13 protein-coding genes are annotated in these 14,628 nt (G+C 66.8%); 10 read left to right on the forward strand and 3 right to left on the reverse strand.

What is annotated here, in order from left to right; all coding sequences use genetic code 11:
• Positions 1-34: 34 nt before the first annotated feature.
• Positions 35-1,624 carry an ABC-F family ATP-binding cassette domain-containing protein gene (locus tag ACRB8A_RS07295; RefSeq protein WP_056598719.1) on the forward strand — a complete coding sequence of 530 codons (1,590 nt, stop codon included), beginning with the start codon at positions 35-37 and terminating at the stop codon, positions 1,622-1,624.
• A gap of 12 nt (positions 1,625-1,636) precedes the next feature.
• On the opposite strand, the gene ACRB8A_RS07300 is transcribed toward ACRB8A_RS07295, so the two are convergent.
• Entirely contained in the window at positions 1,637-2,506 is an 870-nt protein-coding gene (locus tag ACRB8A_RS07300) for an Fpg/Nei family DNA glycosylase (protein ID WP_285241806.1), read from the reverse strand.
• Positions 2,507-2,675: 169 nt separating this feature from the next.
• On the opposite strand from ACRB8A_RS07300, the gene gcvH reads away from it, so the two are divergent.
• From gcvH to ACRB8A_RS07325, 5 genes are all read left to right on the forward strand, one after another.
• A complete protein-coding gene (gene gcvH, locus ACRB8A_RS07305) occupies positions 2,676-3,062 on the forward strand; it encodes a glycine cleavage system protein GcvH (protein ID WP_050686078.1) in 387 nt (128 codons plus the stop codon).
• Positions 3,063-3,219: 157 nt separating this feature from the next.
• Complete coding sequence (locus ACRB8A_RS07310) at positions 3,220-3,696, forward strand: FHA domain-containing protein (RefSeq protein ID WP_285241807.1); 477 nt, start codon at positions 3,220-3,222, stop codon at positions 3,694-3,696.
• A 23-nt stretch (positions 3,697-3,719) separates the two neighbouring features.
• The gene (gene ftsR / locus ACRB8A_RS07315; protein ID WP_050686080.1) at positions 3,720-4,436 is read left to right on the forward strand and encodes a transcriptional regulator FtsR; all 717 of its coding nucleotides are present in this window, start codon (positions 3,720-3,722) and stop codon (positions 4,434-4,436) included.
• On the forward strand, positions 4,436-4,939 hold the full coding sequence (locus ACRB8A_RS07320) for a bifunctional nuclease family protein (RefSeq protein WP_050686081.1): 504 nt from the start codon (positions 4,436-4,438) through the stop codon (positions 4,937-4,939). Before ftsR ends, ACRB8A_RS07320 begins: the two co-directional genes overlap by 1 nt.
• Before the next feature lie 233 nt (positions 4,940-5,172).
• Positions 5,173-5,766 (forward strand): MerR family transcriptional regulator, encoded by a 594-nt coding sequence (locus ACRB8A_RS07325; protein WP_285241808.1) that lies wholly within the window; start codon positions 5,173-5,175, stop codon positions 5,764-5,766.
• Positions 5,767-5,842: 76 nt separating this feature from the next.
• Here ACRB8A_RS07325 and ACRB8A_RS07330 read toward each other — a convergent pair whose 3' ends face one another.
• The gene (locus ACRB8A_RS07330) at positions 5,843-6,661 is read right to left on the reverse strand and encodes a ParA family protein (RefSeq protein WP_285241809.1); all 819 of its coding nucleotides are present in this window, start codon (positions 6,659-6,661) and stop codon (positions 5,843-5,845) included.
• Between the two features lie 303 nt (positions 6,662-6,964).
• On the opposite strand from ACRB8A_RS07330, the gene ACRB8A_RS07335 reads away from it, so the two are divergent.
• Positions 6,965-10,360, forward strand: coding sequence for a pyruvate carboxylase (locus tag ACRB8A_RS07335; protein WP_285241810.1), 3,396 nt, complete (start codon positions 6,965-6,967; stop codon positions 10,358-10,360).
• 54 nt (positions 10,361-10,414) lie between these two features.
• Here the strand turns inward: ACRB8A_RS07335 and ACRB8A_RS07340 are convergent, their stop codons facing one another.
• Complete coding sequence (locus ACRB8A_RS07340) at positions 10,415-12,223, reverse strand: AMP-dependent synthetase/ligase (RefSeq protein ID WP_050684125.1); 1,809 nt, start codon at positions 12,221-12,223, stop codon at positions 10,415-10,417.
• A 177-nt stretch (positions 12,224-12,400) separates the two neighbouring features.
• Between ACRB8A_RS07340 and ACRB8A_RS07345 the strand changes: the two genes are divergently transcribed.
• The 3 genes from ACRB8A_RS07345 to ACRB8A_RS07355 are packed head-to-tail and all read left to right on the forward strand — an operon-like array spanning position 12,401 to position 14,626.
• Positions 12,401-13,492, forward strand: coding sequence for an ROK family glucokinase (locus ACRB8A_RS07345; protein ID WP_285241811.1), 1,092 nt, complete (start codon positions 12,401-12,403; stop codon positions 13,490-13,492).
• A gap of 52 nt (positions 13,493-13,544) precedes the next feature.
• Positions 13,545-13,877 carry an ArsR/SmtB family transcription factor gene (locus tag ACRB8A_RS07350; protein WP_050684127.1) on the forward strand — a complete coding sequence of 111 codons (333 nt, stop codon included), beginning with the start codon at positions 13,545-13,547 and terminating at the stop codon, positions 13,875-13,877.
• Positions 13,877-14,626 (forward strand): cation diffusion facilitator family transporter, encoded by a 750-nt coding sequence (locus ACRB8A_RS07355; RefSeq protein WP_285241812.1) that lies wholly within the window; start codon positions 13,877-13,879, stop codon positions 14,624-14,626. Before ACRB8A_RS07350 ends, ACRB8A_RS07355 begins: the two co-directional genes overlap by 1 nt.
• Positions 14,627-14,628 lie beyond the last annotated feature (2 nt).

Genomic DNA, 14,628 nt, shown 5'->3' on the forward strand with positions numbered 1-14,628 from the left:
GGGTGCTTTTTCCGTTTAAGCAGGAAGGACCGCAGTGAGCCTGGTTCGATTGAACGATGTCCACGTCCGTTTCGAGAACACGCAGATCCTGCGCGAGGCGTTCTTCCGCCTCGACGCCAAAGACCGGGTTGGCCTGATCGGCCGGAACGGCTCCGGCAAAACCACGCTGCTCAAACTCGTCCTGGACCAGGTGGAACCCGAGTCCGGCACCGTATCCGTGGATGAGGGCATCCGGATCGGGTACTTTTCCCAGTTCTCCGAACTGGATGGCACCGCCACCATCACCGAGGTCCTTGACGCCCTGTTCGTCGAGGTCCACGAAGTCGAGGCCGAACTGGCAGCCATCGACGCCGCGATCGCCGCCGATCCCGCAGGCGGCCCTGAGCAGGACCGGCTGATTGTCCGGCAGGCCGAACTGTTCGAAGCCATGGACCGGCTCGACGGGTGGGACTACCACCGGAAGATCGACCAGGCCCTGACCAAGCTCGGTTTTGTGGAAGCGCACCGGAGCTGCGCCATCGACGACCTCTCCGGCGGCTGGCGTAACCGCGCGGCCCTCGCCAGGATCATCCTGGAGGAACCGGACGTCCTGCTCCTGGATGAACCCACCAACTTCCTGGACATCCAGGGGGTGGAATGGCTGGAAGCGTGGTTCCGCGATTTCAAGGGCGCAGCCATCATCGTTTCCCACGACCGGAAGTTCCTTGACTCCGTCGCCACCCGCATCGTGGAAGTGGAGAACTTCCACCTCCACGAATACCCCGGAAACTTCGCCGAGTACGTCGTCACAAAACAGTTCCGGCTCAAGAGCCTCGAGGCCCAGTTTGTGCACGAATCCGAGCTGCTGGCCTTTGAAGCGGAGGGCATCGCCGACAGGCGCGAGGCCGCCAAAGCCGCCAGCAAGGGACTGAACAAACAGCTGGCCGGCATCAGGAAATCCCGGGCGCCTCGTCCCGTGGACGAAATCATCACCGAAATCTACCGCGGCCTGCACGTCAAGGACGTGCTGTGCCGGGTCAACGGGCTGGGCAAAGGGTACGGGGACCGCACGCTGTTCGCCGGCCTCGACTTCGAGGTCCGCCGCCGGAACCGGATCGTGGTGCGGGGCGCCAACGGCAGCGGCAAAAGCACCCTGCTGCGCGTCCTCACCGGCGAGGAAACAGCTGACACGGGCACCGTAGCCTGGGCTGCCGGCGCCAAAGTCATCTCCTACAACCAGGTCCTCGAAGACCTGGACGACGACGACACCCTCACCCACGCGGTCAACGCCATGCCCGACAGCCTGGCCCTCACCGCCACGCGCAAGTCGGTGGGACGCTTCCTGACCATGTTCCAGTTCTCCGAGGCGGACAAGAAGAAGCGCATCCGTGAACTGTCCGGCGGGCAGCGGGCCCGCGTCGCCATGGCCCAATGCCTGCTGTCCGGGGCGGCCGTGCTGCTCCTCGACGAGCCCACCAACCATTTGGACCTGCCCAGCACCCAGGTGATGGAACGCGCCCTGCTGCACTTCCCGGGCGCCGTGGTGGTGGTAAGCCACGACAGGTTCTTCACGGACAAGATCGCCAACCAGCTGATTGTGTTTGGCGGGGCAGCGGACGGAACCGTGGAAGTCCGGGCCGCCTAGTACCTCCGGGGTTTACTTCAGGAACTTCGACGTCCGGCGGTCTGCCAGGATCCTGCCCTTGGTCTGGCACGTGGGGCAGTACTGCAGGGCAGTGTCCGCGAAGGAGACCTCGCGGACGGTGTCCCCGCATACCGGGCAGGGCAGCCCGGTCCTGGCATGGACCCGCAGGTGGCTTCTTTTGACGTCCTTGAGGTCCTGCGGCGGCTTGCCCCGGGCCTCGGCCAGCGCCGCACCGAGGATGGTGTGGATGGCAGCGAACAGGGCAGCCACCTCGTCGGCAGCCAGGGACTTGGCGATCGCGAACGGTGAAATGCGCGCGGCGTGCAGGATCTCGTCGCTGTAGGCGTTACCGATCCCGGCAATAATGCCCTGGCTTCGAAGGACCCCCTTGATCTGCTGCGGACTTGCCCGCAGGATCTCCGCGAAGGTGCCGGCGTCGAACCCTGTACTGAGCGGATCCGGCCCCAAGGAAGCGATCCCCGGCACCTCCTGGGGGTCACGCACCACGTAGACGGCAAGGCTCTTGCGCGTACCGGCCTCGGTCAGGTCAAAGCCGTGGGGACCGTCCGGACCCTCGAACGCCAGCCGTGCGGCAATGTAGCCCTTGCCCTGCTTCAGCCGGCCGGCTGCGGGGGAGTCGGTGAAACGGACCCATCCTGCACGGGCCAGGTGGAACACCAGGGACAGGCCACCGGCATCGATGCTGACGAACTTCCCGAACCGGCGCACACCGTCCACCGTCCGGCCTTCCAGCGCCGAATACGGCGGGTCGGCCGTCTTGAGGACCGCGAACGACACAATCTGCACCGAGGACACCACGGCGCCCCGAAGGTGCTCGTCCAGGAATCCGGCCAGGCCGGCCACTTCCGGCATCTCCGGCATGTCCTACCGGCCCGGTTCCGGGCAGCGGGTGCGGGCGCGTCCACTCATGGGTCCCATCTTGTCGCAAAAGCCCCGCGAATGCAGCCACCGGATATGCCTATACTTTCACCGGCGGTCCGTTTCAGGGCCGGCGTTGACCTTGGTGTCCGAGCCGATTGAAAGGCCCCTGATGAGCAACATTCCCGAAGAGCTGTCCTACACCGCCGAACACGAGTGGGTCACCGCTCCCAACGCCGAGGGCGTGGTCCGGGTAGGCATCACCGACTTCGCGCAGGACGCGCTGGGTGACGTGGTGTATGCCCAACTGCCCGAAGCCGGCACCAAAGTTACGGCGAACGAAGTGGTGGGCGAGGTTGAATCCACCAAAAGCGTCAGCGACATCTACGCTCCCGTCAGCGGCGAAGTGGTGGCCCGCAACGAGTCGCTGGACAGTGATTCGGCCCTGATCAACACCGATCCCTATGGTGACGGCTGGCTCATCGAGGTCAAACTTGCCGAAGCGGACGCCGTTGAGTCGTTGCTCAGTGCATCCGAGTACGAACAGCAGGTAGGCTAAAGCCAACCGGTAAATCCGGTCCGGCCCCAGCGTTCCAGGCACGGCGTCTCCGCACGTCAGCTACAGGATGGGGTGCCGGAGCCGGACCTGCTGGGCAGGGCCGGTGGGTAATCGTTGGAAGCGGGCGCGCGCCCGCTGCGGAAATGAGGAGGAATCCATGGCTGGCCACACACAGAACCCTGCCGACGGGGAATACGGCACGGGTGCGGCTGGAGCGTCGGAGACCACCTCGATCCATCTCACACCGGTGGCGGACGAGCCCACCATAGCCCCGAAACTCTCCACCGAGGAACGCTCCTCCGTGGAAGCGCTGCCCGCGTTCTCGGCATTGCTCGTGGCGCACAGCGGCCCCAACGCCGGTGCCCGTTTCCTGCTGGATTCGGACGTCACCACCGCCGGACGCCACCCGGACGCTGATATTTTCCTTGACGACGTTACGGTCTCCCGGCGGCACGTCGAGTTCCGCCGCACCGACAAAAGCTTCGAAGTGGTGGACCGCAACAGCCTGAACGGCACGTACGTCAACCACGACCGGGTGGACAGCGTGGAGCTCAAGTCCGGCAGCGAAGTCCAGATCGGCAAATTCCGCCTCACCTTCTACCTGAGCCCTGCCAGCGCTGCAGGCCGCAGCTGACCCGGGGACCACTGCCTGTGGCAATGGCACAACCCGAACGCCGGGGACCCCAGGTCCTGAACATCGGCGAAGTCCTCGCGCAGCTCAGCGGGGACTTCCCCGGCATGACCGCGTCCAAAATCCGGTTCCTTGAAGAAAAGGGACTTATCAACCCGCGGCGCACCCCCGCAGGTTACCGGCAGTATTCCGATGGCGACGTTGAGCGGCTCCGGTTTGTCCTGGCCCTGCAGCGCGACCAGTACCTCCCCCTGAAAGTGATCAAGGACTACCTTGACGCCATTGACAGGGGAGAGCGGCCGGAAAACCTGCCGCCCGGTGTTGTGGTCTCACCCCGGATCGTCTCCGATGAACTCGCTGCCGAGCTGCAGAACCGAGGCCGGACCCTGACTGAGGAACAGCTCCGCACCGAATCCGGTGCCAGCGTTCCCCTCCTGCAGTCGCTCCTGAGCTTTGGCCTGATCACCCACACCGGTGGCCGGTTCGAGGAACATGCCCTCCAGGTGGCCCGCGCCTGTGTGCAGCTGGAAAGCCACGGGCTCGAACCCCGCCACCTGCGGCCGTTCCAGGCCGCGGCCGAACGCGAGTTCGGGCTCGTGGAGCGCGTTGTCGCCCCGCTGGCATCCCGGAAGGACGCCGCGTCGCAGGCCCGGGCGGCCGAGGCCGCCCGCGAAATCAGCGACCTCTGCCTCACCCTCCACCGCGCCCTGGTGCAGGACCACATCTCCCGCATGGACATCTGATGATTGAAGTGGAAATCGTGGGCGTGCGGATCGAACTGCCCTCCAACCAGCCCCTGGTACTGCTCCGGGAAATCCACGGGGAACGTCACGTACCCATCTGGATCGGCACCCCTGAGGCGAGTGCCATTGCGCTGGCGCAGCAGGGAGTGGTCCCGCCCCGGCCCATGACCCATGACCTCCTGGTGGACGTGGTGGAATCCCTGGGCCACGCCGTGGTCAGCGTCAACATCGTTGCCGTTGAGGACAACATCTTCTACGGCCAGCTCCAGTTCGACAATGGGACCACCGTCAGTTCCCGGGCATCGGACGCCCTGGCCGTGGCGCTCCGGGCGAAATGCCGCATCTGGTGTGCCGACTCCGTGATGGATGAGGCGGGCGTGCGGATCACCGAACACGATGAGGGTGAGGACACCCAGCCGGGACCCACCGCCGACGAGGAGCGCGAGCTACGCCGGTTCCGGGAGTTCCTTGACGACGTGGAACCCGAGGATTTCGACAGCTGAAGGTCACGTTAAGGTTAAAGTTGAGGCTGAAAGTTTCGACACGCCTGCGCAAAGCCGTCAACGTCTTTGACCTTGTGCCCCGCCGGGCCTAACGTCGAAGTATCAAGTTCCCATTGCTTACGGCAGCCGGGCAAGTCACACTGGAAAGTGCGCCCTGCGGAAATTACATTCATGGCCTTTGTGCCTGATGACGCTGCAGTTGTTCCCGGGAGCGCACAACAAGGAGGATCCAGGTGAGTCCCAAAGGCGAATCAGGCGGGCTGAAACAGCCCACTGCCGGCGTTGCTCTGCCCGTCAGCGGAGCCCAGGGACTCCTGTTCACGGAGGATCTCCCGGTCCTGGACGAGGACGCGGGCTACCGCGGCCCTACGGCGTGCAAGGCCGCTGGCATCACCTACCGCCAGCTGGACTATTGGGCCCGCACCGGGTTGGTGGAACCCGCTGTCCGCGGCGCCGCCGGCTCCGGTTCCCAGCGCCTTTATGGCTTCCGGGACATCCTGGTCCTGAAAGTGGTCAAGCGGCTCCTGGACACTGGGGTTTCGCTGCAGCAGATCCGCACAGCGGTGGAACACCTGCGGGAGCGCGGAGTGGAGGACCTGGCCCAGATCACGCTCATGAGCGACGGCGCCAGCGTCTACGAGTGCACCTCCGCGGACGAAGTCATTGATCTTGTACAGGGCGGCCAGGGGGTGTTCGGCATCGCCGTGGGCCGCGTCTGGCGTGAGGTGGAAGGCAGTCTCGCTTCCCTTCCCAGCGAACACGCCGCCGAACATTCCTTTCCCGACGACGAACTGAGTAAACGCCGGGCGGCACGGAAGATCAGCTGATACCAGGCTGGAACAACGAGAAAGGGCCGCTCATTGGAGCGGCCCTTTCTCGTTGCCTGGGTGCAGTGCGGGGTTGTCAGCGCGCGCGGCTCCGCAGGCCGGCTCCTGCTGCCATCAGATTCGCCAGCAGGTCGTCAAAAAGCAGGGCGGCGGACTTGGCGGAATCACCGGGCCAGTGGTGCACCGGATGGGCGGCGCCCTGGATCTGCTGCCAGTTGGCCTGCTCCGGAATCCGGGGGCTCAGCAGGAGGTCGCCGAACATTGATTCCATTTCCGCGAGGCGGTAGGTGTGTTCGGACGACCCGGACCGGACCCGGTTGGCCACGATCCCGGCGGGGGAGAGGTTGGGGGCGAACTCGCGGCGGAAGAGCTGGATGGCGCGCATGGTGCGTTCCGTTCCGGCCACCGAGAACAGGCCCGGCTCGGCCACCAGGGCCACTTTGTCGCTGGCTGACCAGGCCATCCTGGTCAGGCCGTTAAGCGACGGCGGGCAATCGATCAGCACCAGCTCGTAGGTCCCGGCGCCGGCCAGCACCGTTGACAGCCTGCGCAGGTCGCGCCGGCCAAGATCAGGCCGGTCGTAGATGCCCGTATAAGCGGAGCCCACCGCAACATCGAGCACGGCGGGGCCCGCACCGTTGCTCTTGGCCCGGGCGGTCCAGCCGCTGCCCACCACGTTCTCCGCAAGCCTGGCGCGGCGGGGGCTTTTCAGCATCCGGCCGATGTCCAGCTGGCCGTCCTGCTGGACGCCGAGGGCGGTGGTGGCGTCCGCGTGCGGATCAAGGTCCACAACCAGCGTGCGGATGCCCGCGGCCAGCGCCGCAGACGCCAATCCTGTGGTGACGGAAGTCTTACCGACTCCACCCTTAAGGCTGCTGATGCTGACTACTTGCACTGGAAGACCAAAACCTAACGCCGGATGCCGTGTTGGGAGCAGAGATGCTCCGGCGGAGCCGAAGCAGGGCAGCCCTGCTGCCCCAACCATCATATGTTGACGGCCGGGCTAATCCTGCGTTCAGCAGGCCCCGGGCATGGCACCGGCGCCCAAGGCCGGGAGGCGGTTCTTTCGGGCCCGGTGGAAGCGGCGAGGAGATGACGGCGAAATCTGTGACGGTTGCCACAAAGATTTGTGTTTGGCGGCAACGGTCCTAGACACTGTGACCACTCACCGATCCACCCGCGATGATGCAGGAGAAGTATGTTTTCCAAGATTCTGGTGGCCAACCGCGGCGAAATCGCGATCAGGGCCTTCCGCGCCAGCTACGAGCTGGGCGCCAAGACCGTTGCTGTGTTTCCCAACGAGGACCGCAACTCGATCCACCGCCAGAAGGCCGATGAGGCCTACCTCATTGGCGAGCAGGGACACCCCGTCCGGGCCTACCTGGACGTTGCCGAAGTTGTACGGGTGGCCAAGGAGTCCGGTGCGGACGCCATCTACCCCGGCTACGGCTTCCTTTCCGAGAACCCGGACCTGGCCCGCGCGGCCAAAGAAGCGGGCATCACCTTTGTTGGGCCGCCCGCCGAGGTCCTGGAGCTCGCCGGCAACAAGGTCGCAGCCCTGAAGGCTGCCAAGGAAGCCGGCGTGCCCGTCCTTAAGTCCAGCGAGCCGTCCAAGGACCTCGATGAACTGATCGCCGCCGCCGACGAAATCGGCTTCCCCATCTTCGCCAAGGCCGTGGCCGGCGGCGGCGGCCGCGGCATGCGGCGCGTCGACACCCGTGAAGCGCTTCCGGAAGCCCTCCAGGCAGCCATGCGCGAGGCGGACGCCGCATTCGGGGACCCCACCATGTTCCTCGAACAGGCAGTCCTGCGGCCCCGCCACATTGAAGTGCAGATCCTCGCGGACGCTGAGGGCAACGTGATGCACCTCTTCGAGCGTGACTGTTCCATCCAGCGCCGGCACCAGAAGGTCATCGAGATCGCCCCGGCCCCCAACCTGGACGAAGGCATCCGCCAGGCCCTCTACCGGGACGCCGTAAAATTTGCCCGCGCCCTGAACTACGTCAACGCCGGAACCGTCGAGTTCCTGGTGGACACCGTGGGCGAACGCGCCGGACAGCACGTGTTCATCGAGATGAACCCCCGCATCCAGGTGGAGCACACCGTGACGGAGGAAGTCACGGATGTGGACCTGGTCCAGGCCCAGCTGCGGATCGCCGCCGGCGAAACCCTCGCGGACCTCGGCCTGTCCCAGGAAACCGTCCAGCTCAAGGGCGCCGCCCTGCAGAGCCGCATCACCACCGAGGACCCGGCCAACGGGTTCCGGCCCGACGTCGGAAAGATCACCGGTTACCGTTCCGCCGGTGGCGCAGGCGTAAGGCTCGACGGCGGCACCGTCTACTCGGGTGCCGAAATCAGCCCCCACTTCGACTCCATGCTGGTCAAGCTCACCTGCCGCGGCCGGGACTACCCTGCTGCCGTGGCCCGGGCCCGCCGCGCCCTCGCGGAGTTCCGGATCCGTGGCGTCTCCACCAACATTTCGTTCCTGCAGGCGGTGCTGGACGATCCCGACTTCATCGCCGGCAACGTGGCCACCAGCTTCATCGACGAACGCCCGGAGCTCCTTAAGGCCCGCGTCTCCGCTGACCGCGGCACCAAGCTCCTGACGTGGCTGGCAGATGTGACAGTCAACAAGCCCAACGGCGAACTGAAGGTCCACTCGAACCCGGCAGACAAGCTTCCCGCCGTCAAGGGCCTGCCGGCGGCACCCGGTTCCCGCCAGAAACTCCAGGAGCTCGGACCCGAGGGGTTCGCCGCGGCGCTGCGGGCGCAAAACGCCGTCGCCGTCACGGACACCACGTTCCGCGACGCGCACCAGTCGTTGCTGGCCACCCGTGTCCGCACCCGCGACCTGGTGGCAGCCGGACCCGCCGTCACGGCGCTCCTGCCGGAACTGCTCTCCGTTGAGGCCTGGGGCGGTGCAACCTACGACGTTGCCCTGCGCTTCCTCGGCGAGGACCCCTGGGACCGGCTGGCGGCCCTGCGCAAGGCGCTGCCCAACGTCTGCCTGCAGATGCTGCTCCGCGGCCGGAACACCGTGGGTTACACCCCGTACCCGGAAGAGGTGACCGAAGCCTTCGTTAACGAAGCGGCTGCCACCGGCATCGACATCTTCCGGATCTTCGATGCGCTCAATGACGTCAACCAGATGGCCCCGGCCATCCGCGCCGTCCGGGCCACCGGAACCGCCGTGGCCGAGGTGGCACTCTGCTACACCTCGGACATGCTCGACCCGGCGGAGACGCTCTACACGCTTGACTATTACCTGGCCCTGGCGCAGAAGATCGTCGACGCCGGCGCTCACATCCTCGCCATCAAGGACATGGCCGGCCTGCTGCGCCCTGCCGCCGCAGCCAAACTCGTCACCGCCCTTCGCGAGCGGTTCGACCTGCCGGTGCACCTGCACACCCACGACACCGCAGGCGGCCAGCTGGCCACGCTCCTGGCGGCCGTGGACGCCGGTGTGGACGCCGTGGATGTGGCCTCCGCATCCCTGGCAGGCACCACCAGCCAGCCTTCCGCTTCGGCCCTGGTCGCGGGTCTGGCCCACACGCCCCGCGACACGGGGCTCAGCCTGGCCGCCGTCAGCTCGCTGGAGCCGTACTGGGAGGCGGTCCGCCGCGTCTACGCCCCGTTCGAATCCGGCCTGCCGGGCCCCACAGGGCGCGTGTACCAGCACGAGATCCCCGGCGGCCAGCTCTCCAACCTCCGCCAGCAGGCAATGGCCCTGGGCCTGGGGGAGCGTTTCGAAGCCATCGAGGACATGTACACCGCTGCGGACCGCATCCTGGGCCGCCTGGTGAAGGTCACGCCGTCGTCCAAGGTGGTCGGTGACCTGGCCCTGCACCTGGTGGGCCTGAACGCCGACCCGGCGGACTTCAACGAAAACCCGCAGAACTACGACATCCCCGATTCCGTCATCGGCTTCCTGTCCGGCGAACTGGGGGATCCTCCCGGTGGCTGGCCGGAGCCGTTCCGCACCAAGGCACTCCAGGGCCGGGCCGTGAAGGTCCGGGACGTGGAGCTCAGCGCCGAGGACAGCGCGGCGCTGAAGGCGGATTCCAAAACCCGCCAGCACACGCTGAACCGGCTCCTGTTCGCAGGCCCCACCAAGGACTACCTCAAGAGCGTCGAAACCTTCGGCAACATCTCGGTCCTGGATACCCGCGACTACCTGTACGGGCTGCAGCAGGGCACCGAACACGAGATCACGCTGGAGCGCGGCGTCCGGCTGATCGCTTCCCTCGAAGCAGTCTCGGAGCCGGATGAGAAGGGCATGCGCACCGTGATGTGCACCCTCAACGGCCAGTCCCGGCCCGTGGTGGTAAGGGACCGGTCAGTGGTGAGCAACGTCAAGGCTGCCGAGAGGGCAGACCCGGCCCAGCAGGGCCACGTCGCAGCGCCGTTCGCCGGCGCCGTAACGGTGACCGTGAAGGCCGGTGACACCGTCAGCGCCGGGGATACAATCGCCACCATCGAAGCCATGAAGATGGAGGCGTCCATCACGACGCCGGTGGGCGGCACTGTTTCACGGCTCGCCATCTCCGCGGTGGAGCAGGTCCAGGGCGGGGACCTGTTGCTCGTCATCGCCTAGGCAGCAAAAAAGCGCGGGGCCACGTGAGGTGGCCCCGCGCTTTTGTGTTCCCCGTCAGCCCCGCGGGGCCGCGTACATCTCGTCGATGACCGTCTCGAAGTCCTTCATGACCTGGGCGCGCTTGACCTTCATGGATGGGGTCAGGTGCCCTGACGCTTCGGTGAAGTCAGCCGGGACGATCCGGAACGACTTGATGGCCTCCGCCTGGGAGACCGAGGCGTTGGCCGCGGTGATGAGGTCCTGGACGGCGGCCTTCACCACGGGATGGCCCGCAGCGTCCGCCAGGGACGTATCGCCCGGCAGGCCGTGGCGCTGGAGCCAGCCCGGCAGCGCCTCGGTGTCCAGCGTGACCAGTGCTCCGATGAAGGGCCGGTTATCGCCCACCACCAGCACCTGCGACACCAGGGCGTCAGCCCGGATCTGGTCTTCGAGGAGAGCCGGGATCACGTTCTTGCCGCCGGCGGTGACGATGATTTCCTTCTTCCGGCCGGTGATCCAGACGAAGCCGTCCTCATCGAGGCGGCCGATGTCACCCGTCCGGAACCAGCCGTCCACGAAGGTTTCGGCCATCAGCTCTTCGCGGTGGTAGTAGCCGTGCATCACGCAAACGCCCTTGGCGAGGATTTCGCCGTCGTCGGCAATCCTGACCGCGTTGCCCGGCAGCGGCTTGCCGACCGAGCCGATCTTGATCCTGGACGGGGTGTTGACCGAAATCGGCGCCGTGGTTTCGGTCAGGCCGTAGCCTTCTAGGACCTGCATTCCGATGCCCTGGAAGAAGTGGCCCAGGCGTTCGCCCAGGGGGCCGCCGCCGGACACGGCGTGGGCAACCTGCCCGCCCATGGCGGCGCGGAGCTTGCCGTAGACCAGTTTGTCGAAAAGCGCGTGGCGCAATTTGAGGCCCAGGCCCACACGGCCGTCCTGCCGGGCTTTGGAGTAGGCGATCGCGGTATCGGCTGCCCGGTGGAAGATGGCGCCCTTGCCACCGTCCTCGGCCTTGGTCAGTGCCGAGTTGTAGACCTTCTCAAAGACGCGGGGTACTGCCAGGATGAACGTGGGCTCGTAGCTCTGCAGGTCCGCCAGGAGGTTCTTGATGTCCGGCGTGTGGGCCACGGTGGTGCCACCGGCCATGGCCAGGACGGAAATGAACCGGGCGAATACGTGCGCCAGGGGAAGGAACATGATGGTCTTGGCGTTTTCGTGGACGATCTCGCCGATGATCGACAGTGCGTTGTCCGAGAGTTCCACAAAATTGCCGTGGGTCAGTTCACAACCCTTGGGCCTGCCGGTGGTTCCGGAGGTGTAGATGATGGTGGCGACGTCGGCCAGGCCGGCCGTGGAGCGGCGCTGCTCCAGGTCCGCATCGCTGACGTCCCCGCCGGCCCCGCGGAGGGCATCCAGGCCGGCGCCTTCCAGCTGCCAGACGTGCTGGAGCCCCGTCAGGGCCTCGGACGTGACGGCCTGCCGGATGATGTTCTCGTGGTGCGCGGACTCTGCAAACGCGGCCACGGCGCCGGAGTCGCCAAGGTTCCAGGCCACCTGCGACGGCGACGACGTTTCGTAGATCGGGACCGAAACCGCGCCGGCGAACCAGATGGCAAAGTCCACCAGGGACCACTCGTAGCGCGTCCGGGACATGATGCCCACGCGGTCACCGGCACCCACGCCGCTGGCGATCAGGCCCTTGGCCAGGACCTGGACGTCGGCCAGGAAGTCCGTGGCGGAAATGTCCTGCCAGGCGCCTGCCGCATCAAGCCGGGAAAACAGTGCGGGGTTGCTGGCTTTGGTGGCCTGCCGCAGTACCAGGTCGGTGATGTTGGTCTCCGGTGCGACAACAACAAGAGGCGGAACACTGAATTCGCGCACTATAGCTCCTTTGATATCCGAGGTCCCGCGCTGGGGTATGCCCCAAGACTAGTATGCCCGCGCAGGCCCATGCAGTAACCAAAGCTACTGGTGAGTAACTTAGTCGTCAATCGGTCCGGCGCCCGGCGTGTGCCGGATTCGCTGCCCGGTCCCGGTGCAGACCTAGAATGGTGGACTATGTACGCACCACCCCCCGGCGAACAGGCCGGCTCCCCGAGAAGGTCCGCCCCGTGGCGGCGCAGGCCCGCCGCCTACCGCGCCAGGGCCCGGCACGGTGAAGGCTTCCGCGAGCACCTGAGGCTGGGCCGGAAGGGCCTGGCCATCGGGATCGACATCGGCGGCACCAAGGTCGCCGCAGGCGTGGTGGACGCCGAAGGCAGGATCCTTCGGGAAGCCCGGCGGTCAACGCCCGGCAACGATCCGCGGGCCGTGGAACGCGTCATTGTGGAACTCGTGGCGGAACTTGGGCAGGGCCACCGGATCTGGTCCGTGGGCATCGGCGCTGCCGGCTGGATGGACCTTGACGGCGGCACGGTGCTGTTCAGTCCGCACCTCGCCTGGCGCAACGAGCCCCTGCGCGCCAACCTCCAGCGCCTGCTCCGCCGCCCCGTGCTGCTGGCGAACGACGCCGATGCCGCTGCCTGGGCCGAATGGCGCTTTGGCGCCGGCCAGGGCGAGGACCGGCTGGTCTGCATCACGCTGGGCACCGGAATCGGCGGGGCCATGGTGATGGACGGCAGGGTGGAGCGGGGACGCTTCGGGGTGGCCGGCGAATTCGGCCACCAGGTCATTATGCCCGGCGGGCACCGCTGTGAATGCGGCAACCGGGGCTGCTGGGAGCAGTACGCCTCCGGCAACGCCCTGGGCCGGGAAGCCCGGCTGCTGGCCAGCGCCAACTCGCCCATGGCGCAGGACCTGCTGACGGCGGTGGGCGGACATGCGGACGCCATCACCGGGGCGGTGGTGACGGAGCTGGCGCTCGCCGGCGACTCCGCCTCCCGCGAACTGCTGGAGGAAGTGGGGGAGTGGCTGGGCCTGGGCCTGGCCAACCTCGCCGCAGCCCTGGATCCAGGCCTCTTTGTGATTGGTGGCGGGCTGTGTTCGGCCGGGGACCTCCTGGTGGAACCGGCCCGTAAGGCTTTTGCCCGCAACCTGACGGGCCGGGGTTTCCGGCCCGTGGCAGGCATCGAGCTGGCGGCGCTGGGGCCCAAGGCCGGTCTGATCGGTGCCGCTGACCTGTCCAGGGTAAGCAGCCGCGTCCGCAGCTAGCCGGACCAGGCGCTGGCTCAGTTCGGTACATCGATGGATGTACCATTGCCGCATGGAGACTTTAGCTGCCACGTCCGTCCTGGCCCGATTTGGCTATGCCCTCTCGGACGCCACCAGGGCCCAGGTGCTGCTGGCGCTGCGCGAAGCCCCGGCATACCCGGGCGACCTGGCGTTGGCCGCAGGCGTCAGTAAGCAGAGCCTGTCGAACCACCTGGCCTGCCTGCGCGGCTGCGGGCTGGTGGTCGCGGTCCCTGAAGGCCGCCGGATGCGTTACGAACTTGCCGACCCCCGGCTGGGTGATGCCTTGACCGCCCTGCTCGGCGTGGTGGCCGTCGCCAAGGCCGGGTGTGCCTGCGGCAGCGGTGCTGTGGACGGCTGCTGCTGATGGCCGCCGCGTCCGCAGTCCAGGCCCCCACCCGGGACCGCCGTGCCGTCCTGTCCCGCCGGATCCGGTTCCTTGTGGCCGCCACCATCGGCTACAACGTGGTGGAGGCGGCGGTGGCACTGACGGCTGGTTCCCTGGCATCCTCCAGCGCGCTGATCGGATTTGGCCTGGACTCCATTGTCGAGGTGCTCTCCGCCGCTGCCGTGGCCTGGCAGTTCGCGGGCCGTGACCCGGAGGCCAGGGAGAAGACTGCGCTGCGCCTGATCGCGTTTTCCTTCTTTGGCCTGGCCCTGTTTGTTTCGATCGATGCCGTCAGGGCGTTGGCCGGGGCCGGGGAAGCGGACCACTCGACGGTGGGCATTGTGCTCGCAACGGTCAGCCTGGCCGTAATGCCATTCCTGTCCTGGGCGCAACGGCACGCCGGCCGGGAGTTGGGTTCCCGGTCCGCCGTCGCCGATTCAAAGCAGACCCTGCTTTGTACCTACCTGTCGGCTGTCCTGCTGGTGGGCTTGGTCCTCAATTCAACGCTGGGCTGGTCCTGGGCTGACCCCATCGCCGCTTTGGTGATCGCCGGCATTGCCGTCAAGGAAGGTTTGGCCGCATGGCAGGGCGATGCGTGCTGCGCGCCCTCCTTCACCGCCGCGGACCCCGCAGCCGTCGCGGAGAATGCCGACGGTGCGGACAACGAAGATGCAGCCACAGCCGGGTGCGCCTGCTGCGCACCCCAGGAGCGCCCCGGCGGGGCGTGAGG

It is taken from the genome of Arthrobacter sp. G.S.26, from assembly GCF_050847375.1.
In the GTDB taxonomy this organism is placed as follows: domain Bacteria; phylum Actinomycetota; class Actinomycetes; order Actinomycetales; family Micrococcaceae; genus Arthrobacter.

What these genes read in the sequence shown, in the direction of transcription:
- ACRB8A_RS07355 (WP_285241812.1), top strand. Translation starts at nt 13,877, where the DNA reads ATGGCCGCCGCGTCCGCAGTCCAGGCCCCCACCCGGGACCGCCGTGCC.
- ACRB8A_RS07335 (WP_285241810.1), top strand. Translation starts at nt 6,965, where the DNA reads ATGTTTTCCAAGATTCTGGTGGCCAACCGCGGCGAAATCGCGATCAGG.
- ftsR (WP_050686080.1), top strand. Translation starts at nt 3,720, where the DNA reads ATGGCACAACCCGAACGCCGGGGACCCCAGGTCCTGAACATCGGCGAA.
- gcvH (WP_050686078.1), top strand. Translation starts at nt 2,676, where the DNA reads ATGAGCAACATTCCCGAAGAGCTGTCCTACACCGCCGAACACGAGTGG.
- ACRB8A_RS07310 (WP_285241807.1), top strand. Translation starts at nt 3,220, where the DNA reads ATGGCTGGCCACACACAGAACCCTGCCGACGGGGAATACGGCACGGGT.
- ACRB8A_RS07345 (WP_285241811.1), top strand. Translation starts at nt 12,401, where the DNA reads ATGTACGCACCACCCCCCGGCGAACAGGCCGGCTCCCCGAGAAGGTCC.
- ACRB8A_RS07300 (WP_285241806.1), bottom strand. Translation starts at nt 2,506, where the DNA reads ATGCCGGAGATGCCGGAAGTGGCCGGCCTGGCCGGATTCCTGGACGAG.
- ACRB8A_RS07320 (WP_050686081.1), top strand. Translation starts at nt 4,436, where the DNA reads ATGATTGAAGTGGAAATCGTGGGCGTGCGGATCGAACTGCCCTCCAAC.
- ACRB8A_RS07350 (WP_050684127.1), top strand. Translation starts at nt 13,545, where the DNA reads ATGGAGACTTTAGCTGCCACGTCCGTCCTGGCCCGATTTGGCTATGCC.